The following is a 25,658-nucleotide window of genomic DNA, read 5'->3' as shown; positions in this document are numbered from 1 at the left end:
CAGAATTTATGAAACACATTGCAGTAATCGGAGGGGGAATCATTGGACTAAGTGCCGCTTATTATCTACAACAGGCTGGTTATAAGGTGACTGTATTGGATAAAGCTGACTTTTCCGACAACTGCTCATATGGTAATGCGGGTTATGTCTGCCCAAGTCATTTTGTACCTCTTGCCGCACCGGGAATTGTCTGGCAAGGGATAAAATGGATGTTTAATTCCAAAAGTCCGTTTTATGTAAAACCTTCTCTCAATGCATCACTGATCAACTGGGGATGGAATTTTATGAAAAGTGCGAATGCACAGAATGTTGAAAAAGGTGCTGTTCCGCTCCGTGACATTTCTTTGCTTAGTCAGCAGGAATTTGAAAAATGGGCAAAACTCCCGGGATTTGATTTCTCTTATGAACACAAAGGAATGCTGGAAGTTTTTCAGACGCACGCTGTAGGAGAGCATGCGCACCATACGGTAGAAAAAGCACAGGAATTAGGATTGGATGTCAGTTTGTTGAATTTTGAGGAATTGCAAGCCCTTGAGCCTCAAACCAGAATCAATGCACTGGGAGCCTTATTCTTCAAATGCGATGCCCATCTTTATCCAAATCAACTGATGAAAGTTTTACTGGCGCATCTTCTTGAAAACGGCGTAAATCTTAATGCTAACGAAGAAGTGCTGAAATTTGAAAGCCAGAATAATCAAATCAGCAGGATTATAACCAATAAAGAATCCTATGAGGTCGATTCCGTAGTAATTTCAGCTGGTTCATGGAGCCGGGAATTAACCAATATGCTTGGTGCTGATATTCCTTTAATGCCGGGGAGAGGTTATTCTATTACCCTGGAAGATTCTCCCTATAAAGTGAATCATCCTATCATTCTGGCAGAAGGAAGAGTTGCACTTACGCCCATGAATGGAAATAAGATCAGAATGGGTGGAACGATGGAGGTTGTTTCAACCAAAACACCGCCACAATACAACAGAGTTGAAGGGATTCTGAAATCTGTGAAAAATTTTCTGCCTGAATTTGACATTTCCCGTCCTTCCAACGACCAGATCTGGTATGGCTACAGACCTTGTTCTGCAGATGGCTTACCTTATATCGGAAGAACCAGAAAACACAAAAATGTTATCGTAGCAACAGGTCATTCTATGATGGGGCTTAGTCTGGGGGCAGGAACAGGAAAGCTGGTAGAAGAGTTAATCAGTGAAAAACAAACCAGCATAGATATTTCCGCCTTCGAGGCAGAACGCTTCGGATAGTCTGTACCCATATGATCTTTCCCCTGTAAAATTCATAAAAACATAACGTTCAATAAGTTATCTGTATAAATCAACTCTTTTCAGAGAAAGCTTTGTACCTTTAATTTCATCATTAAGTGACTGGGACATGACGTTTTTCTGGATTTTATGGGGAATTGATGCCATTCTCTCTCTTATTTTCTATTATTTTTTTCTGATCGGCCTGGCTGATGGTTCGGTTTCTTCTTTTAACATCGGGCTTTGGCTAGCTATCATAGCTATTACCGGAGGTTTATTATACGGAAGTCTGCTGTTGAAAAAGAACAATCGTTTACGCCTGGCTCAGGGGCTTCTTCTGATTTTTGCCATTCCCGGTGTTTTATCCGGTGTCTTCTTTCTTTTATTAATCATCATGAATCCCAACTGGCATTAACAGTATTATTAAATATTAAAAGATAAAATCACGGAAAAATCATATCTTTGCTACGGTTTTGAGAATATCCGTATTTCTGTTTTATGTTTCCATCAGAACGGAACCTTTTTCCTCTCAATGCAATTAACAGATTGTGTAATGTGATAATCTTCACCGAAAGAATCCAGGCTTCAGATACTGAGCAATACAGCCCGCCCGATTCTTTAGCTTAGAAACTTAATTTCCCTTTGCTGAATCTTCCTGTTTTCTCAAATAAATGAGGTTTATAATGCTTTTGAAGTAGCCAGTGCTGCTTTAAAATGGAAATTTTTAATCGGATCCGGAGAGAAAACGCTCAATAAATTTTAACATTATGACTAAAAAAACTTACTTTTCCTTAATTCTGATACTGGGAAGTTTAACAGCCCTTGCTCCATTTTCAATTGATATGTATCTCCCGGGTTTTCCGGCCATTGCCAAAGATCTGAATACAAGTGCCGCCAAAGTTGCCCTTACTTTATCCGGTTTTTTCATAGGAATTTCGGCAGGACAACTTTTATACGGGCCGTTACTGGACCATTTCGGCAGAAAAAAACCGCTCTATTTCGGACTGGCACTTTATATCATTGCTTCAATAGGTTGTGTAATGATTAAAGACATCGACAGTCTGATTATTCTTCGGTTTGTTCAGGCAATCGGGAGCTGTGCCGCAACCGTTGCTTCAGTAGCAATGGTCCGTGATCTTTTTCCGGTGAAAGACAGTGCTAAAGTTTTTGCCTTGCTTATACTTGTACTCGGAGTCTCTCCGATGGTTGCTCCGACGGTGGGAGGTTACGTTACAGCGGCATTCGGATGGCATGCCGTTTTTATTGTTCTGACTGCAATCGGAAGTGTTTTATTGATTGCTACCTTACTTTGGCTGCCCGACAGTTATAAACCGGACCCTTCACATTCCCTGAAACCAAGGCCAATTATTAACGATTTCCTTTCTGTTATCAAAGAACCGCAGTTCTATACTTACGCATTTACCGGTGCAATCGCATTTGCCGGACTATTTGCTTATGTTTCAGGCTCTCCCGTAATTTTTATGACGGTTTTCAAGGTAGATGAGAAAGTTTACAGCTGGATCTTTGCCTTCCTGTCCATTGGATTTATCGGCTCAAATCAGGTAAACAGTCTCTTACTCAGGAAGTTCAGAAGCGAACAGATTATTCCTGCTGCGCTGACCGGACTCGTAATCATTGGTGCAATATTTTTTCTGGCCTCCGTTAATGGCTGGCTGAACCTCGGACTAACCATTACATTTCTGTTCTTTTTCCTTTCTTGTATCGGACTGGCAAATCCGAATACAGCGGCACTTTCCCTTGCTCCTTTCTCTAAAAATGCGGGAAGTGCTTCGGCATTAATGGGTGCTTTACAAATGGGAATGGGATCGCTTATTTCTGTGATAATCAGTGCTTTTGATGTTTCTTCAACAGTTCCGATGGTTTCAGCAATGGCTGGTTCAGCTGTTCTGGCCTCATTGGTCTATATGCTGGGAAAACGTACGATCAAAGAACGGGTTGAGGTAAAAGAATCTGTTGAGGCAGGATTAATGCATTAATATTGAAAAAAGCGGATACTTTCCGATCTGAGAAAATATCCGCTTTTTAGCACATCAGGCTACCATCTGGTCGTCAACATTTTTAAAGTAACTATCAAGGTATTCACTCGGGGATTTCCCGGTTACCCTTTTAAAGATTCTGTTAAAATTGGTAATGCTGTTAAATCCGCAACTGTAAGCTACTGTGGCAATTCCTGTATGTGTACTATTCGTTAATTTCTTACAGGCTTCATTGATCCGGATTTCGTTCAGAAAAGAAAGAAATGTATGCCGGGTATGTTTCTTAAAATACCTGCAAAAAGCATGGGGAGTCATATGTGCAATATTGGCAGCATCTTCTAAAGTAATTGGTTTTTCATACTCCTGCATAATGTAATTGTAAATATTACTCATTCTCAACCCTTCATATTCACTGAATTTCTGTGGCTGGGCACCTGTTGAGAGCGGTGTAAGCAAAGGCATTTCTCCAACTATTCTCAATAACTCCACAAAATACATCAGTTGCTCCACTCCTGCCTTACTATTCTTAATCTGAAGCATTTTATTGGCAATTTCAGTCACATTCTCCTGCGGGATTTTGAAACCGTTGGTATGTTGCTGCAAAAATCTCTTAATGCTCCCCATTTCAGGCAAACTGAAAAATGAAGCAAGCTGTCCGTTAGGATTAAAAAAAATTACCGTTGCGATTACCCTTTTTTTACTTTTCGGAGAAAAATATTCGGGGGCACTTTTAAAAATATGGGGCTGATTGGCCCCAAGCCAGAATATTTCGTTCGACTGAAAAGAATGCATATTATTATCTGCAATCAAAGTTCCTTCTCCTGTCTGAATCCAGGTGATCTGAATTTCCTCATGTCTGTGCAAATGCGGATAAAAGTACGGCAGAATATCCTTCTGAACAATGATAGTCTTGTCATGAGGAACAGGAATGGTGAATTGAAGTACTTTCATTGTCTTTCGGAATATAATTTATCTATTTAATCAAAAACCTAAGCCTCAAACCTTTGCTGAATTGAAAATAAAAAATTAACCCGATATTAACAATAAAGCTTTTACATATTTCAATTATGTGTTAATATCTGACTATATCAAATTAATTTCCTGCTAGGTATCGCCCTTTTCCCTGGCTATTCTTTATATCAATACATCCTTCTTTTCAGAGCAATCTTTATTATAAATCGCTGATCTGATAGATTTCAGGCATTATTCAGGTTAATCTTCCAAAATCATCTTCATGAAATACCACGTTTCAGCTTAAAATTTCACCCTATTCCTATCTTATTCAGAAACAGGTTAAAATCCTCTCAGGATTGATTAAAAATGGTAAGTCGTTCTTGTCATTCAATCAGTAATTTTGAGAAAAAACAAATAAATTTTATGGCTATAGATTGGAAAGGGGTATTTCCCGCAGTCACAACAAAATTTGGAGAAGACGATCAGTTGGATTTTCCTTTATTCGAGAAAAATCTTCAGTTTCAATTAGATGCCGGAGTAAACGGAATTATTCTGGGCGGAACCTTAGGTGAATCAAGCGTATTAAGTCTGGAAGAAAAAGGGACGCTTGTAAAATTTGCCGTGGAAAAGGTAGCCGGAAAAGTTCCTGTCATTCTCAATATTGCCGAAGGTGCTACAAGAGATGCCATAGAATTGGCTCGTCTGGCAGAAGAATGGGGTGCAAAAGGACTCATGATGCTTCCTCCGATGCGTTATAAATCAGACCATCGTGAAACGGTTGAGTATTTCAGAGCAACTGCCAAATCTACCAGTCTGCCTATTATGATTTACAACAATCCTGTCGATTATAAAATTGAGGTTACTCTTGAAATGTTTGCTGAACTGGCAGACCTGGAGAATATTCAGGCGGTGAAAGAATCAACCCGTGATCTTACCAATGTCACCAGAATGAGAAACCTTTTCGGAGACAGATTCAAGATTCTTTGCGGAGTAGATACCATTGCGATGGAACAATTGCTGATGGGTGCTGACGGCTGGGTGGCAGGTCTGGTTTGTGCTTTTCCGGCAGAAACAGTTGCTATTTATAAACTGACTAAAACCGGAAGATTAGCCGAAGCACTTGAAATTTACCGCTGGTTTATGCCGCTTCTGGAACTGGATATCCATCCAAAACTTGTTCAATACATCAAATTAGCTGAAGAAAGAGCCGGTGTAGGAAGCGAGGCTGTCAGAGCTCCGAGACTTACTTTAATCGGTGAAGAACGGGAAAGGCTTATCAGCCTGATCGACGGAGCAATTGCCAAAAGACCTGTTCTTCCAGAATATCATTCCATTGTTGTTTAAGGACTTGTTTTAAAAATAGTACACATGTCAGATACAATCTCAGCAATTCCTGAAATAATGTCGAATGCCAGGTTGGCTTTCGAAAAATACAGCCGGGTTTCTGCCGGCAAAAGGGCTGTTTTTCTTGAGACAATTGCCGAAGAAATTGAAAACAAACGGGAAGCCCTTGTTAATCTGGCAAATCTTGAAACGAATTTACCTCTTCCCCGATTGAACGGAGAGATTGGCAGGACAACAGGACAACTGAAAATGTTCGCCAATCTGATAAAGGAAGGTAGCTGGGTGGAAGCGGTAATAGATCTTCCGGATGCTGAAAGAGTTCCGGCAAAACCGGATACCCGCAAAATGCTGGTGCCGCTTGGTCCTGTAATTGTTTTCGGGGCAAGCAATTTTCCTTTTGCTTTTTCAACGGCGGGAGGAGATACAGCCAGTGCGCTGGCTTCCGGTTCAACGGTGGTAATAAAGGGACATCCTGCTCATGCAAAAACTTCTGAAATGGTTTTTGAGGCTATTCAGATTGCCATAAAAAAGTGTGAAATTCCTGAAAATACTGTTCAGCATGTTCCCGGTGACTCTCATGAAACCGGAAAAGCATTGGTAATGCACCCGCTTAGTACGGCTGTCGCCTTTACCGGTTCGCAGGCAGGCGGAAAAGCATTAATTGAATATGCCCGCCAAAGAGAAATCCCTGTTCCGGTTTATGCCGAAATGAGCAGTATCAACCCGGTTGTGCTTTTACCGGAAACTTTAGGCAGCAATACAACCTCGCTGGCAAAAACTTTTGCAGGTTCCGTTACGCTGGGTATGGGTCAGTTTTGTACCAAACCCGGTCTGTTCTTTGCTTTAAAAGGAGAAAATCTGAATCAGTTTATCTTGCTTTTACTGGAAGAGCTGAAACTCATCAGCAAACACAAAATGCTTCATGAAGGAATTGCACAGGCTTATGAAAAGCTTTTGCAGCATTTAGGTACTCAGCAAGAAGTTTCTTTTCTAAGCGATTCTGAAAAATTTACAGAAGAGATGAAACCTGAAGCCATAATTGCTAAAGTTAAGGCTGAATCTTTTCTCAAAAATCCGGGATTAAGTGAGGAAATCTTTGGTCCTTATGCGCTTATTGTTGAATGTGAAGACCTGAATGAGCTAAAAAGTGCCTTAAAAAGCCTGAAAGGACAACTTACGGCAACCATCATGGGTACAGATCAGGATTTTGATCTGCATGCGGATATTATTGAATTACAAACTTCATTAGCAGGAAGGGTAATCTTAAACGCTGCTCCAACCGGAGTTGAAGTATGTGCCAGCATGGTACATGGCGGTGGCTACCCTTCTACTTCAGATGAAAAGTTTACTTCCGTTGGTTCTTCATCTATCAAACGCTGGGTAAGACCCGTTTGCTTTCAGGGATTCCGTAACAATATGCTGCCGGATGCCTTAAAAAATGAAAATCCATTAGGAATCTGGAGAATCATTGATAACAAGTTTACACAAAAGACAATCTGAGATTACGTGTAACATTGTCCTAAATCGAAAAAACTTGAAAAAAACATTCTTTTGCATAGATGCACATACCTGCGGAAATCCGGTCAGACTGGTAGCCGGTGGCGGACCTAATTTATCAGGAAATACGATGAGTGACAAACGTCAGCATTTTCTGAAAGAATATGACTGGATCCGGAAAGGTCTTATGTTTGAACCTCGCGGGCATGATATGATGTCGGGAAGCATTCTTTACCCGCCTCATGATCCTGAAAACGATGTGGCCGTTTTATTCATTGAAACAAGCGGATGCCTGCCTATGTGCGGGCATGGCACAATCGGGACGATCACCATTGCCATTGAAGAAGGTTTGATTTTGCCTAAAACTCAGGGAATTGTAAAAATGGAAGCGCCGGCAGGGCTCGTTTCAATAAGCTATAAGCAGGAAGACAAAAAGGTAAAAAGCGTTAAACTTACCAATGTTCCTTCTTTTCTGGCGGCCGAAAACCTGCGTGTAGAATGCCCCGATTTAGGGGAATTGACCCTAGATGTTTCTTACGGAGGAAATTTTTACGCCATTGTAGATGTGCAGGAAAATTTTAAAGGAATACAACACTACACCGCAGATCAGCTGATCAGCTGGAGTCGGGAATTGCGTCGGAGGATTAACAATCTCTTTACCTTCATTCATCCTGATAACCCTACCATCAATGGCTGTTCTCATATTCTTTGGACAGGCGATGTACTGGATAAGACCTCAACCGCAAGAAATGCAGTGTTTTACGGAGATAAGGCGATAGATCGTTCTCCCTGCGGAACCGGAACTTCTGCCCGTATGGCACAATGGTATGCAAAAGGCAAGTTGAAAAAAGGTGACGAATTTATCCATGAAAGTATCATCGGGTCTAAGTTTATCGGCCGGATCGAGGAAGAAACCTCAGTCGGTGGAAAACCTGCCATAAGACCAAGTATTGAAGGCTGGGCAAGAATCTATGGATATAACACCATCAGTATTGATCCGGATGACGACCCCTATGCCTTTGGTTTTCAGGTTTTGTAAATAATTGCATTCAATCATTTTCAGGAAAAACAACTAATTCACCTACATGAGAACAGCGCCACAACCAGATACTTTTAAGCGTTCATTCAGATTGTTTGATGCTACCATGATTGTGGCAGGTTCCATGATAGGTTCCGGAATATTTCTGGTCAGTGCTGATATCACCCGTAATGTAGGTTCTGCAGGTGGATTACTCCTGATCTGGCTTGTGACGGGTTTACTTACCGTTGCTGCTGCGCTTAGTTATGGTGAACTGAGCGGCATGTTCCCAAAAGCCGGAGGACAATATGTGTATCTGAAAGAAGCTTTTAATCCTTTAACCGGATTCCTTTATGGCTGGAGTTTCTTTGCAGTCATCCAAACAGGTTCTATTGCCGCTGTAGGTGTGGCATTCAGTAAATTTTCGGCTTATCTCTTTCCTTTTTTAAGTGAGAAAAATATTCTTTTTGAAGTCTTCTCCCTCAAAATTTCAGCAGCCCAGATTACGTCTATTCTGCTTATCGTATTTTTAACATTCATCAATACAAAAGGCGTCAGAAACGGCAAAGTTATTCAAACCGTTTTTACCGTAACCAAATTGCTTGCATTATTCGGGCTGATTATTTTTGGGCTGATTGGTTCTGCAAATCATGAAATCTGGCATAGCAACTGGGAAACAGGTTTCTCCATCAGTCAATTCGACGGAACAGCTCTTATCCCCTATTCAGGAATGGCGATAATGGGTGCTGTTGCAGCCAGTATGGTTGGCAGTTTATTCAGCAGCGATTCCTGGAATAATGTAACATTTATTGCCGGGGAAATTAAAAATCCGGAAAGAAATATCGGGCTTAGCCTGTTTCTGGGAACATTAATTGTTACAGGAATCTATTTGTTTACCAATATCATGTATCTGAGTATCCTGCCTTTGAAAGAAATTGCTTTTGCTGAAAACGACCGGGTTGGGGTAGTTGCATCCCAGCATATTTTCGGAAATGCGGGAACAGTTATTGTAGCCATTTTCCTGATGATTTCAACATTCGGCTGCAATAACGGATTGATTCTTTCCGGAGCCAGAGTTTATTACACGATGGCAAAAGATGGCTTATTCTTCGAAAAAGTGGCCAGACTGAATAAAAATGCCGTACCGGAAAAAGGGCTCTGGATTCAATGCATCTGGGCATCAGTCCTATGCCTCAGCGGACGCTATGGCGAGTTGCTTGATTATGTAATTTTCGTCGTCCTGATTTTTTATATTCTGACCATCTTCGGCATATTCAGGCTGAGAAAAAATAAACCGGAAATCCATCGCCCGTACAAAGCATTCGGTTACCCGCTTATTCCTGCACTTTACATTATTTCAGCTTCACTTATCTGTGTTCTTTTACTGATTTATAAACCTTCATTTACCTGGCCCGGACTTGGCATTGTACTCTTAGGCATTCCGGTTTACTATTTTATTCTTCGTAAAAAGACACAATCTGTTCAGGAAACTATTCTTTAGGATCTGATCATTCAGAACTTTTCTGGCTGTCAGCAAGAATCGTTTTCTCTTCATTGTCAGGGAATCAGCAGATATTGCACTTCATCTTACTCTCTTCTGCTCCTTTCCCTGACCTTTTTTGTTTCGAAGTTATCAACTGAATAATTTAGAAATTTGCCTTTAGCGTTATATCTTTGTGAAAATAACGGAAACGTATTTTAATACAACAAGGATTGCTCCCCCAATTATCCTTATACCAGTACATTTTCCCTCCCCCTGCTGAAAACACTCAAACTCTGTTCATACTGGGCAGGATAAAATACGGGCATCGTTATATCTAAAAAAATATATCGCTATATGAAAAAAACATTACTATTAATATTGGGGTTACTCGTAATTTCTTATTCAGATTTTGCACAAAAACAAAGTACCGTTGAAAAGGACAGCGTAATCCGACTTTCGGAAGTGGTGGTAACTGCTTCAAGAACTCCGGAAAGCATTCTGAAATCTCCTGTAAGTATAGAATTACTGGACGCTAAACACATCAAACAATCTCCTGCGCCAAGCTATTTTGATGCGATTGAAAATATAAAAGGCATTCAGTTACTTACATCAAGTCTGGGATTTAAGGTGTATAACACTCGTGGATTTGCCAATCCTACCAACGTCCGTTTTGTTCAGTTGGTAGACGGAATCGACAATCAGGCTCCTCATATCGGTGCTCCGATCGGTAGTGCCCTTGCTCCGACTGACCTAGACATTTATCAGGCGGAGATCATTCCGGGAACAGCCTCTGCGCTTTACGGAATGAATTCTTTAAATGGCATGCTTAACCTTTTCAGCAAAAACCCATTTGATTATCAGGGATTTAGTTTTCAACAGAAAACAGGTGTTAACCATTTGAGCGATCAGAACGCCTCTGCTCATCCTTTTAGCGAAAGCAGTATCCGCTGGGCAAAAGCCTGGAATAATAGATTTGCCATTAAAATCAATTTTGATTATCTGACAGGCTACGACTGGATTGCAGATAACACAACGGATCTTAACCCAAATGGAAATGCCTCCTTAAATTTACTGGGAGCAGATAATCCGGCTTCAGATCCTGTCAACTCTTATGGAAATGAATCTTCCAACCGGAAAACGCTTACTTTAGGAGGCAAACGCTATTCGGTGGCCAGAACCGGTTACTACGAAAAAGACTTAGCAGATTTTTCCCTGAGAAATATGAAGGGGGATTTCTCTTTTCATTATAAACCAGTTCAAAATCTGGAAATTGCTTATACTTATCGCTTCGGAATCCTGGATAACATCTATCAGCGGACAAACCGTTTTCGTTTAAATGATTACAGAATTGACCAGCACAGCCTTTTTATCAAATCTCCTTCTATCCAGATTCGTGCGTACACAACCAGTGAAAACACCGGAAAGTCTTACAATATTCGCTCAATGGGTGAAAACATTGATCGTACATTTAAATCTGATGACCAATGGTTTAAGGATTTTTCTGCCCAATTCAACAGCAGTGTGCAGGCAGGAAGCAGCGTAACAGATGCCCTCACTCAGGCAAGAAACAAAGCAGATGCAGGAAGACCTCAACCCCATACAGCCCAGTTTGATGCATTGATTGACAAATTAGGAGATATAAATAACTGGGATGCCGGAGCAGCTTTAAGAGTGAAATCCTGGATGTACCATCTTGAGGGACAGCTGGATCTGACACAGGATTTACTGAAAACCTTCAAAGAAAAATCTGGGATTCAGTTAATGACAGGTTTTGATTACAGAAATTACGAAGTTTATCCGGACGGAAACTATTTCATCAACCCGGTTGAAGCCGGCAAAAATCTCAACTATTACAAATACGGTGCTTTTTTACAGGTTTCCAAAACATTCTTTGAAGAAAAGGTCAAACTCCAGGGATCTCTCAGAGCTGACAAGAATGAATATTTTGACCTTCGCTGGAATCCGAGAATTGCGTTGGTTTACACTCCTCAAAATGACCATAATTTCAGGATTTCTTACCAAAACGGATATCGCTTCCCAAGTCTTTTTGAAGCTTTCTCTAACGTAAACAGCGGCGGGGTCAAACGTGTGGGAGGACTTCCTATTATGTCACAGGGGATTTTTGAAAACTCATATTTCAAAACTTCAGTAGATGCTTTCCAGACGGCTGTTACTGCTGATGTAAATACAAAAGGGCTTACCACTGCTCAGGCTATTACAGCTAATAAAGGACTGTTAAAGAAAAACGATTACACTTACCTCAAACCGGAACAGGTTAATAGTTTTGAGATAGGATACAAAGGAAACTGGCTTGACAAAAGGCTGTTCGTTGATGCTGATTTTTATTACAATCATTATCAGAACTTTATGGCTCAGGTGGAAGTTTCAATTCCTAAATCAAAAACTATTAACCCTGATTCCATTGCTATTTATCTCAACGATAAAAACACGCAGGACCGTTATCGCTTGTGGACTAACTCCAAAACCACTGTTTACAATTACGGAGCCAGTTTGGGATTACGTTTCAGAGCGGTTGATAATTTTATATTGTCAGGAAATGCTTCATTTGCCAAATTAGACAGAAAAGATTCAAATGACGGTCTGGAAGAAGCGTTTAATACTCCTCAATGGATTCTTAATGTCGGGATAGGAAACAGAAAACTGACTGATCATTTAGGTTTTAACCTGAATTTAAAATGGCAGGATACTTTTTTATGGCAATCTTCTCTTGCCACAGGAAACGTTCCGGCTTATTCAAGTCTTGACGGGCAAATAAGCTATGCTTTTCCGAAACAAAAACTTGATGTTAAACTCGGAGGAACAAATTTATTAAATAAGTATTATTTCAACTTCCTGGCAGGCCCATCTATCGGTGGTTTCTACTATCTGACATTAACGCTGGATGGACTTTAAGACAAATTTTTCCTAAAACTCACCGTGGTCTTGTGGCACACAGACCACTTCCAGTCTTGTTCGTAGTATTCTTGAGTTACGGGTACGACAGACCTCTCAAAAAAAACCTTCATTCCTGTGAAAATCAGGAATGAAGGGAAGTTTTAAGTATAATTATTGAAGTGGAATTTACTATTTATGGATAATTAATTTAACCGGATCCCCGTTACGGACTTCCTCGCTGGCAATTTTAACCAGTTTATCCCCTGGTTTAAGGTCACCAAAAATTTCGATTTTCCCGTCCGTTTCACGTCCTTTCTTTACATCGATCCATTCAGCTTTTCCATCCTGAGTAACTCTGATTACAAAAATTCGCTCCGGGGTATTGGCAACAGCAGCTTTTGGCACAAAAAAAGTACTGTCTGTAGCAGGCAGGTTAACTTTTACTTCGGCAATCATCCCCGGTAAAAGTTTTTTGCGACTATTATCAATATCCATTTCAATTCTTTCCGAACGCAAACGGGTATCCAATGCTCCGGCAAGACGTTTGATATTTGCCTTAAATTCCTCACTCGGAAGTGCTTTCACCGTAAATTTTACTTCACTTTTATCATTCAGATAAGAGGTATAAACTTCAGGAATGGAAACAATTAAACGAAGTCTTTTTTGCTCCTGCAACGTAAACAACGGAAATTCTGATCCTTTTCCGGATGGCCCCACATAGGCTCCCGAGCTAATGTTACGGGCAGTTATAATTCCACTGAAGGGTGCTCTGATTTCCAGGTAGTTTTTGGTATCTGCTATTTCTTTATAGCTTGCTTTAGCCGCTTCCAGCTGTGCCAGATCTGCATTCTTTCTGGCAGCAGCCTGATCCAGGTCATTCGGAGAAATTGTACCCGGGGTCTGGCTTGTTTGAAAAAGACGGTCGTAGTTGGCTTTACTGGCAATATACAAAGCCTCCTGAGATTTCAGTCTGGAAGAAGCTCCGGCCAGCTGAGAAGAAATTTCCGGTGCATCAAGACTAACCAGTAATTGTCCTTCTTTCACTTCCGAACCAACATCCACATTCATTTTTCTGACAAAACTGTTTACTTTGGCATACAAATCAACATGCTGTTTCGCTATCAGCTCTCCCGGAATCTGTATAGAAGATGAGACCATACTCTTTTCCAGAGAAAATGTCTCAATACCGTGTGCTTCCGGCGTTGTTTTTTCTTCCGTTTTTGCCTCGGAAGAGCCACAGCTATTCATCAAAAACATGGCAGAGATAAAGCCAAGAGCAATGATTCCGGTTCTGATATTATTTGATTTCATTTTGGTAAATATTCAGTGATTTCAATGATATATATTTTCTGGAAAATGACAGATAATGAATTATTTAAACTCCTAATGTTCCATTCACTATTTGTCATTTCTGCATTTTTTTAGCTTTTTACGCCAGGTCCAAACAAAGTCGGAATATAGTGCTTACTCTCTATATCTTCAGGATCTAATGAAACGGAATCTGTAGAAGTTTTGCCCTGGAACCACGCAAAAACCAACGGTAATATGATCAGTGCCGCAAAAGTTGAAGCGATAAGTCCACCGATAACCGCTCTTGCCAGCGGAGAAGCCTGATCTCCACCTTCCCCAAATCCGGCAGCCATCGGAATCATACCAACTACCATCGCCACACTTGTCATTATAATCGGCCTCAAGCGAAGTGCCGCTGCCTCTTTTGCTGATTCCAGAGCATTTCCATTATGAATTCTTAAATGCTCAGCATTGGTAATTAATAACACGGCATTGGCAATTGATACCCCAACTGACATAATGATACCCATATAAGACTGAAGGTTAAGCGTCGAATTAGTAAGTCTTAACATGATCAGCGAGCCCAATAACACCGCAGGAATGGTCGTCAGTACCACGAACGAAACCTTAAATGACTGGAAATTAGCAGAAAGCATCAGGAAAATAACAATAATCGCTACCAGCAAACCAGACTGTAAACTATCCAGCGTTTCTGTCAGAACCTTACTTAACCCGATTGGCTCAACTGTTAAACCTCTTGGTAATTCTCCCAAAGACTTAATTGCAGCTGACACATCAGTTGCTGCAGTTCCCAGATCCTTTTTATACAGGTTTGCTGTCACAGAAACTACAGGCACCGCCCCAAGGTTATCATTCTCTCCTGTAATTGTATCAGACTGAATCGTTGCCACATCCCCTAAAACCGGTCTGCTTGAATTTCTCAGCAAAGGAATTTCACCTATATCGTTAATGCTCTTCATCTTGTTTTCAGGAACCTGTACCTGAACGCTGTAGCTCAACCCTGATTTTTCATCTACCCATACATTCTTATCTGTATAACGTGAAGAAGATGTTGAAGTAATTAAAGACTTCGAGATATCCGTAACATCCACACCCAACTGAGAAGCTCTTGTACGATCAATGTTAATCGTTACAGCAGGATATCTGTTAGACTGACCCAACTGAACGTCTCTCAGATAACCGATCTGCTTTAATTTATCAATCATTTTATATGCGTATTCCTCATTGAGCTTTTTATTTCTTCCCGAAATACGAACCTCTATCGGAGTCGGGGAACCCTGACTCAAAATCTTGTCCGTCAACTCAATCGGTTCAAAAGAAAGCTTTACATCAGGCATCTCAGCTCTCATCTTTTTACGAAAATCCTCTTTCAGATCCTCCAGATCAACCTCATATTCTTCTTTAAGCTGAACCTGCAACACCGCTTCCTGCGGACCACTCATGAACAGATAAATCGGACTGGTTGAAAAAAGACCCGGGTGTTGCCCTACAAAAGCGGAAGTAATGGAAATGTTCTCTTTTCCTACTATTTTTTCCAGAATCCTGACAGACTGTAATAACTTCTGTTCCGTTCTTTCTATACGGGTACCATCCTTTGCTCTTAGTCTGACCTGAAACTGGCTCCCGTTCGTTTTTGGCAAAACATCACGTCCAATGGTCGTAATCAGCAAAACCGTCGCAGCACTCGCCAGGATAATATACCCCACGACAATCGGTTTACGATAAGGAATAATTCTGTTGATAAATCTCAGGAAACGATTCCTGAATCGATCAAAAAGACTGATTTTCCCATCGTTATTACTATCCTCTCTTTCAACAAGTATTTTCTTTTGATTGAATGTATCTTTTTCAGATTCTACAGTAAGGTCTGATGCCAGGAAATCCTCATTATCTTCCAAAACAACCTGATCTCCTTTTGAATGTTTATGCTTATGTTCTTTCATGATCCAGTTTGCCATGATCGGAACAAAAGTCTGAGATAACAGGAAGGATACCAACATTGAGAAACCAATAGCCAAAGCCAATGGAAGGAACAATGATCCAGGAATACCCGTCATAGTAAACGCCGGAGCAAACACCGCCAGAATACAGAATAAAATCAACAATTTAGGAAAGGCGATTTCCCTACAGGCATCCCAGATGGCCAGAGCCTTGGGTTTTCCCATATCCAGGTGCTGGTGAATATTTTCTATAGTTACCGTGGACTCATCGACAAGAATACCAATCGCCAGAGAAAGTCCGCTCAGGGTCATAATATTAATGGTCTGGCCTGTCAGCTGGAGAAACAATACTCCGGAAATAATAGAGGTCGGAATCGTCAGAATCACAATTAAAGCTCCTCTCGGGTCACCTAAAAACAGTAACACCATAAGTCCGGTCAGAATTGCACCTATTGCTCCTTCACTTAACAAACTTTTTACAGAATTGATTACATAAACCGACTGGTCAAATTCATAAGAAAGTTTTACATCTTCAGGCAATAGACTCTGAAAACGGGGCAACGCTTTTTTCAGGTTTTGTACTACTTCCCAGGTTGAGGCATCAGCTGATTTGGTAATAGCCAGATAAACTGATCTTTTCCCGTTAACCAGGGCATAACTTGTTGTTACGTCAGCGCCATCTTCCACAGTTGCAACATCTCTCAGGTACAGGTTTTGTACGCCTCCTTTAAATAGTGGAATGGTTTCAAAATCCTTTATCGTTTTGATCGTGGTGTTAACCGGAGTAATGTAATTATAATCTCCGATCCTTACGTTTCCGGAGGGCGATGTCTGGTTATTTACCCTGATGGCTTCAACAATCTGGTCTGGTGTCAGGTTATGCGAACGCATCAGTTCCGGATCAGCTTTGATTACTACGGTACGGATATTCCCTCCAAAAGGGGGCGGTGCCACCAAACCCGGAATAGAGGTAAATGATGCCCGGATATAAACGTTAGCTAAATCCAGTAATTCATTATTGGAACGTGTTTCACTACTCAATACCAATTGTCCAACAGGCAGCGTTGACGCATCAAACCGCAGAATAAAAGGCGGTTGCGAGCCGGGTGGGAAAATAGCCTGTGCCCTGTTGGTAAAGGCCGACACCTCTGCAGCTGCCTGCGCCATATTGGTTCCCTGATAAAAAGTAAGTTTCATCAGTGTAAGCCCCTGAATGTTCTTGGTTTCAATACTTTTTACCCCGGAAACATATAAAAGAAGGTTTACATATTGCTTTCCGAAGAAGGACTCCATTTGGGTTGGTGTGTAACCCCCAAATGGATGTGAAATATAAATAACCGGTAAATTCATGTCAGGGAATATATCTACCTTGACATTTCTGATGGAATTGATTCCAAAAAACAATAGTCCTGCGACTAATACCAGTATGGTGATAGGCTTACGTAAAGCGGTTCTTATTAAATTCATTATTATCTGGCTTGTTTTATTAGCAAATCAACATCCCCGTTGGCAGCAGCTTTCAATACAAGTGCCTGCCACACATTGGCATATGCCACACTAATATTTGTTTCGGCTCTGTTTAAAACAAACAGCGCCTGGGTTAAGTCAATGATATTCGAAAGTCCGTTTTTATACAGCTCTGCTTTCTGTTTATAGGCATTTTGTGCAGCCTTCAGCTGAATCGGAGATTCTCTGTAACTAAGTAAAGCATTTTCTATCCGCTGATCTGCCAGAACAGACTGACTTCTCAATTGATTTTCAGTCAGATCATATTCACTTTTCAGTCCTTCGGTAATGAATTGCTGAGCTCTGATCTGCATATTGATTTTAGTCGGTGCCATAAAATTCCAGAAAATCCCTGCTCCTACCAGATAGTTACTTCGTGTGGGATTCACACCTGAAAAATAATCTCCGGAAACATTATGATTTGCCGCAGTGTAATCATAGCCAAAACCGGAAGCCTTCGATTGAAATGCTCCGAACAAACTGATTGTCGGAAGTTTATTCCTAGAAAGTAATTTCTGGGTATTATCTGAAATGCTAATCCTTGATTTATAGAACAAAAGTGTCGGATTATTCTCTACAGGAACCGATGATTCAAGCTGCTGAGGAATACTGGCAAAATAAATGCTGTCAAGCTCAAAATGCCTCGGCTCCATATTAAGTAACTGAGCCAGTTGATTTGTAGCCTGTAATTCCAGATTCTGTGCATCAATTTTACTCAGACGGGCATTTGAAACTTCTGCATTGGCAATAGAAGAATCAACACCCGGATTTAAACCATTTTTGGCTCTGGCTTTTACTACCTCCTGCAAAGCAGTCACCCTTTTCAGGTTATCATCACTTATTTCAACAAATTTCTGAGCGGCCAGCAGGTTAAAATATGCTCCGCTTACTCTGACGGTATGTGCAAACTTTTCCTGTAAAAGATCAAGGGAATCTCTGTAAATCTGAGATTTCGCCACATCTACGCTAGCCTTTAAACGACCAAAGGTATAAACATCCCAGTTGATGTTGGACGCATAAAGTGCACCAAATGCCGCATTCCAGTTTTGGGAAGAAGAGGAAGGTCCGGAAGCCGCAATTCCAACACCACGATAAGAGTACAAAGGACCAAACTGGCCATTTGCGGTACCATAGTTATTCTGAATAGCTGTATTCACATCGGGTAAAAACTGCCTTTGCGCATTTACAGCCATAGCATGTGATGCTTTGAGGTAACTATTTTTGGCCTTGATCGAATTATAATTCTTCAATCCGGTCTCAATAGCTTCCGATAATTTAAGGGTATTTTGGGCGAATGTTTTCATGCCTGCAATCAGGCAGAAAAAAATGGTTATTATCCGCACATATTTTTTTGGAAACATCATGGTAAAATGGTTAACCTGACAAATCAGACGGTCTTATTTATTCCAAAGATTTTGTAAGATTTTGATGAGATTTTGAAGTTCAGGACTTTTTCGGGCTATTTTCTTTAAACAAAAGCAACATATTCCCGATTCATGAATAACTAACTATAAACATTTTTATATATTTTTTAATTTTATACTGACAGCCAAAAATTCATGTGTAATGAATTCTAAAAATATGCTTTTATCTGACCCAAAAGAGCTGTTTTTCAAAAAAGTATTCAAATTTTGCAGCTACTTACTGAAATTCAGAGGCAGTATAATTCAGGACAGGCTCAGATTTTCTTCAAATTTCCTTCAAAAAGCATTTTCAACTTGCAGACATTATGAAAATACTGGTAATAGAAGATAACAGGGAGCTTGCCGGAAACATGCAGCAGTTTCTGAGCAGGGAAGGTATTATTTGTGAATTTTGCCATACCTATAAAGAGGCTGAGGATAAGTTAATTTCTTTTCAGTATGATTGCGTCGTGTTGGATATTATGCTCCCGGACGGAAACGGTCTGGATATCCTGCGATTTATCAAATCCAATAAGATTCCATGCAGTGTGCTGATTATTTCTGCCAAAAATGCACTGGACGATAAAATAACCGGACTTGAATTAGGGGCTGACGATTACCTTACCAAGCCTTTTCATCTCCCGGAGCTTCATGCCCGTTTAAGAGCTGTTTACCGGAGGAATATCCTTGAAGGTGATAATATCATCAGTTTTAATGAAATCAGCGTAAATACCCTTACCTTAGAAGCCAAAGTAAACGGGATTCTGCTGGATTTAACCCGCAAGGAATTTGATTTACTTCTTTATTTTCTGGCCAATAAAAACCGGGTACTGACCAGGCAATCCATTGCAGAACACCTTTGGGGGGATTATACCGATAATCTGGCTAATTTTGACTTTGTATATCAGCATGTGAAAAACCTGAGGAAGAAAATCAGTAATACAAAAGGAAGAGACTATATCGGTACAGTTTACGGACTTGGCTATAAATTTGAAACAAACACCAAATAGAGATTCCAACATTATTTTTTAAATGAAGTTAATCAATCAGTTCACTTTATGGTATTTAGCAATATTCGCTTTCGTGTTACTCGTCGGCGGGGTGCTGATTTATTATAAGTTTGAATCCCAAATTGAATATGCTCAATCCAAAGAGCTTGAAAAACAATTAGTTCACATCGCCCAAAAGATCAAAATCGGGATACCCGCCAATAAAATTGTCAGAGAACAAATCCAGATACGGGAATTAAAATATTCAGCACCCACCGTCCGCCTTCACCTCTCGGATACAATTGCCTGGAGCAGGCAGTTACAGCGAATGGAAAGGCAGATCAAAGCTGCCAGCTCCTATAAAATTAACGGGAAGCACTATTACATTTCAGTTTATAACATGATGATCCGGGCGCAGGATGTCACAAAGCTCGTTATTCAGGCTATGCTTTGGATTTTTGTGCTGCTTTTAATTCTGTTACTGATCTTCATAAGAATAGGTTCTGAAAAAATTCTCTCTCCTTTCAATCAGTCTCTTGTTGCCATTCATAAGTTCTCTCTGAAGCAGAAAAAGGCTATTTCTTTGCCGGAAACCGGTATTCTTGAGTTTAAGGAATTAAACCATTTCCTGCAAAAAATGACGAAAAAGGCACTTTGCGATTATAATTCCCTAAAGGAGTTTTCAGAAAATGCTTCCCACGAACTGCAAACGCCCCTTGCGATTATTCAGGGTAAACTTGAATTGCTGATGGAGTCAGATATCAATGATGAACAGGCTACATTGATTCTTACTGCGCTTAATGCTTTGGATAAACTGACCAAGACCAATCAGTCTCTTATTCTGCTGACAAAACTTGAAAATGAGGAATATGAAAGCATTGAACAAATCAATTTCAGTCAGCTGGTAAACGAAACCATGAAAGGTTTTGAGGAATTAATCGACATGAAGTCCATTCATCTTGAAAAACAGATTTGCGATAATGTACTTTTGAAACTCCATCCTGTACTGGCGAGTATTCTTTTGAACAATCTGTTGAGCAATGCCATCAGACATAATAATTTCGATGGCTGTATTTCTGTACAACTGAGTACTTCGAAATTACTGATTGAAAATTCGGGAAATCCTCCAACCATTCCAACAGAGGAGTTTTTCCATCGTTTCAAAAAAAGCAATCCGGATTCCATTGGTCTGGGGCTTTCCATCGTGAAACAGATCTGCGAACTTCATTTATTCAATATTCAGTATCTTTTCAGAAACAATAAGCATGCAATTGAAGTAACCTTCAACAAAAGAGCTTAAGCCGTTAAAAGGTATTCTGTATCAGTCCAAGAAATCTGTGCAGACTCGGATTGGGATTTTTCTTATCCCACAGGGCTGTTATTTCTGCTCTCTGGGGAATATTTTTCAACTCAATAAATCTGACGTTGGCATTCGTTACTGACCGGAAAGAAGTAGGCAGAAAGGTAATCCCAAGTTGATGATCTATGAGTTTTAATACTGTGTGCCCATGAACTGTTTCGTGGGCAATTTTAGGGGAAAACCCTGCATTTTCACAGATACTTAATTGCAGCTGGTAATATATTTCGCCATCCATGCGGGTAGGCAGAATAAAATCTTCATTGGCTAACTGATGAATCCCTTCAAAATTAGAGCCTGTAATAAAGTGATTGTCAGGGACAACGAGAGAAAAGGTTTCACTGAAAACCATTTGCTGTCCGAAATGATGATTTGGTGCAGGGTTTCGCAGAAAGGCAATATCCAGCTCTCCGTTTTGAATCCCGAGAATCTGAGAAGAAGAGGTCATTTCATTGAGATAAGTCTGGATATGAGGATATTTCTCATGCAAACCGGAAAGAATATCCGGTAAAAAAGTATGGATACAGGACCCGACATAACCTATTCTCACTTCTCCTTTTTCTCCGTCTTCGACCAATCTTGTCCGGTTTTTTACCATTTCTAATTGCTCAATAATCCCTTTTACTTCATGGCTGAAATATTCTCCCGAAACGGTAAGCTGCACACTTCTCTTGTTTCTTTTAAATAGGCTGATTCCCAGCTCTTCTTCCAGTAACTGGATCTGTCTTGTCAGTGCCGGCTGTACAATAAACAGTTTCTCGGCAGCTTTGCCGAAATGCAGTTCTTCTGCCAGTACAAGAAAATATTTCAGTTGACGTAATTCCATTTTTTTGCGTTCTGCAACCACATCGGCATATAGGTCATATGGAAAGGTGAATTGTACCCTTATTAACTCATTGCAACCACATTGGCATATAGGTCATATGGAAAGGTGAATCGTACCCTTATTAACTTATTGTAACCACATAGGCATATAGGTCACATAGAAAGGTGAATTGTACCCTTATTAACTCATTGTAATCACATTGGCATATAGGTCACATGGAAAGGTGAATTGTACCCTTATTAACTCATTGCAACCACATTGGCATATAGGTCACATAGAAAGGTGAATCGTACCCTTAACCACATTGGCATATAGGTCGCATAGAAAGTGAATCGTACCCTTAACCACATAGGCATATAAGTTGCATAGAAGAAATCATTTGTATCCACACAGGCATATAGGTCACGTGGTTTTTTGTTCACTCTTATTCCCTTTCATCTAATATTCTCTGTCTCAAATCCATAGCTCTTTTTTATGATTCCAGCTTCTTTTCTTTTTTTTGTTTAATCATTTATTAATCAAAAAAACTGATTACAGAGCAAAAATAATACTATTTCTAAGTATTAATGAAAAAACTCAAATTTGTTAAAAATAATCAGCAAATGATATCAGTAGCAAATACAAATAAGACACACCTGATAAAACATGAATGGCTCAGTCTTGAAAATCTGATGGAAATCGTTGAGAATCCGGGAGACCTGGTTCTTTCCGGAGAAGCACTTGCCAAAGTAAGCGCTTGCCGGCAGTACCTCGACGAAAAGCTAAGCCACGAATCATCACAGCTATTTTATGGAATTAATACCGGATTCGGGTATCTGCAAAATGTAAGAATTGAGCATGACCAAATCAGGCAGTTACAATATAATCTACTTCAATCTCATGCCTGCGGCGTCGGAGATAAAGTGCCAAAAGAGATTGTAAAACTCATGCTTCTGACCAAAATTCAGTCTTTGTCATACGGGCATTCCGGTATTCAGCTTATTACACTTCATCGCTTAATTGATTTTTACAATCACAACATCCTGCCGGTAGTTTACACTCAGGGTTCATTGGGAGCTTCGGGAGACCTGTCTCCCCTCTCCCACCTAAGTTTACCACTGATTGGTTCAGGAGAAGTTTACTTTGAAAATCAGGAACTTACGGCCTCAGAAGTACTGGATAGTTTTGGCTGGCAACCGATTGAACTTCAGTCGAAAGAAGGGCTTTCTCTCATCAACGGGACACAGTTTATGACATCGTACGGCATTTATTGCCTGATGAAAACCCGCAGACTTTTGCAGTTTGCAGACTTCATTTCTGCTATTTCACTGGAAGCATTCAACTGTACATTACAGCCATTTGCGGAACCAATTCATGCCATTCGGCCGCATCAAGGGCAGGTTCAAACCGCACAGATTATCCGTAATCTTCTGAAAGGCAGCCAGATTGCAGAGTCGCCGGATAAACAGGTACAGGATCCTTATTCATTTCGCTGCATTCCTCAGGTTCACGGAGCTTCTAAAGATACCTTTCATTACGTTCAGGGTATTTTCGAACAGGAAATCAATTCAGTTACGGACAATCCCAATATTTTCCCGGATCAGGATCTGATTTTGTCCGGAGGAAATTTCCATGGTCAGCCTTTAGCATTAGGTTTCGATTTTCTGAGCATTGCTATGGCTGAAATCGGAAGTATCTCAGAAAGAAGGACTTATCAGCTTATTTCAGGTCAAAGGAATCTCCCGCCATTTTTAGTTAAAAATCCGGGTTTGCATTCAGGATTAATGATTCCGCAATATACTGCCGCCAGTGTAGTCAGTGAAAACAAACAATTATGTACCCCCTCTTCGGTTGATTCCATTGTTTCTTCAAACGGACAGGAAGATCATGTCAGCATGGGCGCTAACGGCGCAACCAAATGTCTGCGTGTTCTGAATAACATTGAAAAAGTACTGGCCATAGAATTACTTACAGCAACTCAGGCACTGGAGTTCAGAAGGCCTTTGAAAAGTGCAGGAATTATTGAGGATTTCGTAAAAGAGTACAGAACACAGGTCTCATTTAACGAACAGGACAGGGTTTTATCTTCAGATATAGCCAGAACGATCGCTTTTATGCAAAACGATAAAACGCTCCGTTTTCTGGAAAACATATTACACTAACACACCGGAATATTCTTAATACATATTTTAAAGTACTGTAAATCAACGCTAAAATTTGTCAAAAATGGAAATCATTTCAGCGAAATACAACGTTCAAAAATATAAAACGCCAACCGGAAACACATTAACCTGTAAAGGCTGGATTCAGGAAGCAGCTTTAAGAATGTTGCTGAACAACCTTGATCCGGAAGTAGCAGAGCGACCGGAAGACCTTATTGTTTATGGAGGAAGGGGAAAAGCAGCCCGTAATTTCGAAGCACTTGACATGATTATAAAAGCGCTGAAAGTACTGGAAGATGATGAAACGCTGCTAATCCAATCCGGGAAACCTGTGGGTATTATGCCTACCCATAAGAATGCGCCAAGGGTTTTGATCTCAAATTCTCAACTTGTGCCAAAATGGGCGAACTGGGAGCATTTTGATGAATTGGAGAAAAAAGGATTAATGATGTACGGGCAAATGACTGCCGGGTCATGGATTTATATTGGTTCTCAGGGAATTGTGCAGGGAACTTATGAAACTTTTGCCGAGCTGGCAAGGCAGCATTTCGGCGGGAGTTTAAAAGGAACGCTCTCTGTCACAGCTGGTTTAGGGGGAATGGGAGGTGCTCAACCACTCGCAATCACCATGAATGAAGGTGTTTGCCTGGTAGCAGAATCAGAAAAATGGAGAATTCAGAAACGACTTGAAACAAGATATCTTGATATAGAAACTGAAGGTATTGACGAAGCCATCGACAAAGCTTTGGAAGCCAGAAAACAACAGAAACCTCTTTCAATCGGAGTACATTGTAATGCCGTAGAGCTATTAGAGCGTTTATTGGAAAGAAATATTATTCCTGACACACTTACTGATCAGACTTCTGCGCATGATCCTTTAACCGGATATTTTCCGCATACTTTAAGTTTATCACAGGCAAAGGTTTTAAGAGAACAAAATCCGGAAGAATACATCCGGCTGGCCTATGATTCTATGGCAAAACATGTAGAATTAATGCTTTCTCTACAGGAAAAAGGAGCTGTTACCTTCGATTATGGCAATAATCTGAGAGGCAGGGCATTTGAGCATGGTATTAAAAATGCCTTTGATTTCCCGGGTTTCGTTCCGGCTTATATCCGCCCGCTTTTTTGCGAAGGAAAAGGCCCGTTCAGATGGGCAGCATTATCGGGAGATCCTGAAGATATTAAGGTTACTGATGATTTAATTTTAAGTATTTTCCCTGAAAATGAATCTTTAAAAAAGTGGATCAAAATGGCCGGAGAAAAAATTGCCTTTCAGGGACTTCCGGCAAGAATCTGCTGGTTAGGTCAGGGAGAAAGAGAGAAAGCCGGACTCGCATTTAATGAATTGGTAAAAACCGGAAAAGTAAAAGCTCCGATTGTAATTGGCCGTGACCATCTCGATACAGGCTCTGTTGCTTCTCCCAATCGTGAAACTGAGGCTATGATGGACGGCTCAGACGCCGTAGCAGATTGGCCGGTTCTCAATGCACTGATGAATACTGCCGGAGGCGCAAGCTGGGTTTCACTGCATCATGGCGGGGGGGTTGGTATTGGCTATTCTATCCATGCCGGGATGGTAATTGTAGCTGACGGTTCTGAAGATGCTGCTGAAAGATTAGGAAGAGTATTAAGAAATGACCCCGGACTTGGTGTAATCCGTCATGCAGATGCGGGTTATGAAATTGCGAAGCAAAAATCCAGGGAACATGGGCTTGATTTAGTGGAAAAACTATCATAA

The 25,658-nt window shown here is 40.6% G+C and carries 18 protein-coding genes; 12 read left to right on the top strand and 6 right to left on the bottom strand.

What is annotated here, in order from left to right; translation table 11 throughout:
* Positions 1 to 8 precede the first annotated feature (8 nt).
* The 3 genes from BM179_RS12865 (at position 9) to BM179_RS12855 (ending at position 3,253) form a co-directional block, all read left to right on the top strand.
* On the top strand, positions 9 to 1,259 hold the full coding sequence (locus tag BM179_RS12865; protein ID WP_092017424.1) for an NAD(P)/FAD-dependent oxidoreductase: 1,251 nt from the start codon (positions 9 to 11) through the stop codon (positions 1,257 to 1,259).
* Between the two features lie 127 nt (positions 1,260 to 1,386).
* Positions 1,387 to 1,671 (top strand): osmoprotectant transporter permease, encoded by a 285-nt coding sequence (locus BM179_RS12860; RefSeq protein ID WP_092017422.1) that lies wholly within the window; start codon positions 1,387 to 1,389, stop codon positions 1,669 to 1,671.
* Positions 1,672 to 2,023: 352 nt separating this feature from the next.
* Positions 2,024 to 3,253, top strand: coding sequence for a multidrug effflux MFS transporter (locus BM179_RS12855; protein ID WP_092017420.1), 1,230 nt, complete (start codon positions 2,024 to 2,026; stop codon positions 3,251 to 3,253).
* A 54-nt stretch (positions 3,254 to 3,307) separates the two neighbouring features.
* Here BM179_RS12855 and BM179_RS12850 read toward each other — a convergent pair whose 3' ends face one another.
* Positions 3,308 to 4,204: an AraC family transcriptional regulator gene (locus BM179_RS12850; RefSeq protein ID WP_092017418.1), complete on the bottom strand. Its 897-nt coding sequence runs from the start codon at positions 4,202 to 4,204 to the stop codon at positions 3,308 to 3,310.
* Positions 4,205 to 4,636: 432 nt separating this feature from the next.
* Here BM179_RS12850 and BM179_RS12845 point away from each other — a divergent pair, with 432 nt between their 5' ends.
* The 5 genes from BM179_RS12845 (at position 4,637) to BM179_RS12825 (ending at position 12,462) form a co-directional block, all read left to right on the top strand.
* Positions 4,637 to 5,551 (top strand): dihydrodipicolinate synthase family protein, encoded by a 915-nt coding sequence (locus BM179_RS12845; RefSeq protein WP_092017612.1) that lies wholly within the window; start codon positions 4,637 to 4,639, stop codon positions 5,549 to 5,551.
* 24 nt (positions 5,552 to 5,575) lie between these two features.
* Positions 5,576 to 7,051: an aldehyde dehydrogenase (NADP(+)) gene (locus BM179_RS12840; protein WP_092017417.1), complete on the top strand. Its 1,476-nt coding sequence runs from the start codon at positions 5,576 to 5,578 to the stop codon at positions 7,049 to 7,051.
* Between the two features lie 34 nt (positions 7,052 to 7,085).
* Complete coding sequence (locus BM179_RS12835) at positions 7,086 to 8,087, top strand: 4-hydroxyproline epimerase (protein ID WP_092017415.1); 1,002 nt, start codon at positions 7,086 to 7,088, stop codon at positions 8,085 to 8,087.
* A gap of 46 nt (positions 8,088 to 8,133) precedes the next feature.
* The gene (locus tag BM179_RS12830) at positions 8,134 to 9,567 is read left to right on the top strand and encodes an APC family permease (RefSeq protein WP_092017413.1); all 1,434 of its coding nucleotides are present in this window, start codon (positions 8,134 to 8,136) and stop codon (positions 9,565 to 9,567) included.
* Positions 9,568 to 9,903: 336 nt separating this feature from the next.
* Positions 9,904 to 12,462 carry a TonB-dependent receptor gene (locus tag BM179_RS12825; RefSeq protein WP_092017412.1) on the top strand — a complete coding sequence of 853 codons (2,559 nt, stop codon included), beginning with the start codon at positions 9,904 to 9,906 and terminating at the stop codon, positions 12,460 to 12,462.
* 171 nt (positions 12,463 to 12,633) lie between these two features.
* Here BM179_RS12825 and BM179_RS12820 read toward each other — a convergent pair whose 3' ends face one another.
* The 3 genes from BM179_RS12820 to BM179_RS12810 form a co-directional block, all read right to left on the bottom strand.
* On the bottom strand, positions 12,634 to 13,755 hold the full coding sequence (locus BM179_RS12820; protein WP_092017410.1) for an efflux RND transporter periplasmic adaptor subunit: 1,122 nt from the start codon (positions 13,753 to 13,755) through the stop codon (positions 12,634 to 12,636).
* A gap of 110 nt (positions 13,756 to 13,865) precedes the next feature.
* Positions 13,866 to 17,162: an efflux RND transporter permease subunit gene (locus BM179_RS12815; RefSeq protein ID WP_092017408.1), complete on the bottom strand. Its 3,297-nt coding sequence runs from the start codon at positions 17,160 to 17,162 to the stop codon at positions 13,866 to 13,868.
* Positions 17,163 to 17,164: 2 nt separating this feature from the next.
* Positions 17,165 to 18,565, bottom strand: coding sequence for a TolC family protein (locus tag BM179_RS12810; RefSeq protein ID WP_092017406.1), 1,401 nt, complete (start codon positions 18,563 to 18,565; stop codon positions 17,165 to 17,167).
* 365 nt (positions 18,566 to 18,930) lie between these two features.
* Here BM179_RS12810 and BM179_RS12800 point away from each other — a divergent pair, with 365 nt between their 5' ends.
* Together BM179_RS12800 and BM179_RS12795 are read left to right on the top strand one after the other, a co-directional pair.
* Positions 18,931 to 19,614 carry a response regulator transcription factor gene (locus tag BM179_RS12800; protein WP_092017403.1) on the top strand — a complete coding sequence of 228 codons (684 nt, stop codon included), beginning with the start codon at positions 18,931 to 18,933 and terminating at the stop codon, positions 19,612 to 19,614.
* Positions 19,615 to 19,636: 22 nt separating this feature from the next.
* Positions 19,637 to 20,893, top strand: a complete 1,257-nt coding sequence (locus tag BM179_RS12795; RefSeq protein ID WP_092017401.1) for a sensor histidine kinase — start codon at positions 19,637 to 19,639, stop codon at positions 20,891 to 20,893.
* Between the two features lie 4 nt (positions 20,894 to 20,897).
* Here the strand turns inward: BM179_RS12795 and BM179_RS12790 are convergent, their stop codons facing one another.
* Both BM179_RS12790 and BM179_RS25065 read right to left on the bottom strand, forming a co-directional pair.
* Positions 20,898 to 21,776, bottom strand: a complete 879-nt coding sequence (locus tag BM179_RS12790) for a LysR substrate-binding domain-containing protein (RefSeq protein ID WP_092017399.1) — start codon at positions 21,774 to 21,776, stop codon at positions 20,898 to 20,900.
* Between the two features lie 239 nt (positions 21,777 to 22,015).
* Positions 22,016 to 22,198 (bottom strand): hypothetical protein, encoded by a 183-nt coding sequence (locus BM179_RS25065; protein ID WP_143095222.1) that lies wholly within the window; start codon positions 22,196 to 22,198, stop codon positions 22,016 to 22,018.
* A gap of 144 nt (positions 22,199 to 22,342) precedes the next feature.
* Between BM179_RS25065 and hutH the strand changes: the two genes are divergently transcribed.
* Together hutH and hutU are read left to right on the top strand one after the other, a co-directional pair.
* Positions 22,343 to 23,917, top strand: a complete 1,575-nt coding sequence (hutH, locus tag BM179_RS12785) for a histidine ammonia-lyase (RefSeq protein WP_229632946.1) — start codon at positions 22,343 to 22,345, stop codon at positions 23,915 to 23,917.
* 64 nt (positions 23,918 to 23,981) lie between these two features.
* Positions 23,982 to 25,658 (top strand): urocanate hydratase, encoded by a 1,677-nt coding sequence (hutU, locus tag BM179_RS12780; protein WP_092017397.1) that lies wholly within the window; start codon positions 23,982 to 23,984, stop codon positions 25,656 to 25,658.

The sequence above is a fragment of the Pseudarcicella hirudinis genome (genome assembly GCF_900115665.1).
Taxonomy (GTDB): Bacteria; Bacteroidota; Bacteroidia; order Cytophagales; family Spirosomataceae; genus Pseudarcicella; species Pseudarcicella hirudinis.
This window is presented reverse-complemented; position numbering and strand designations above follow the sequence as displayed.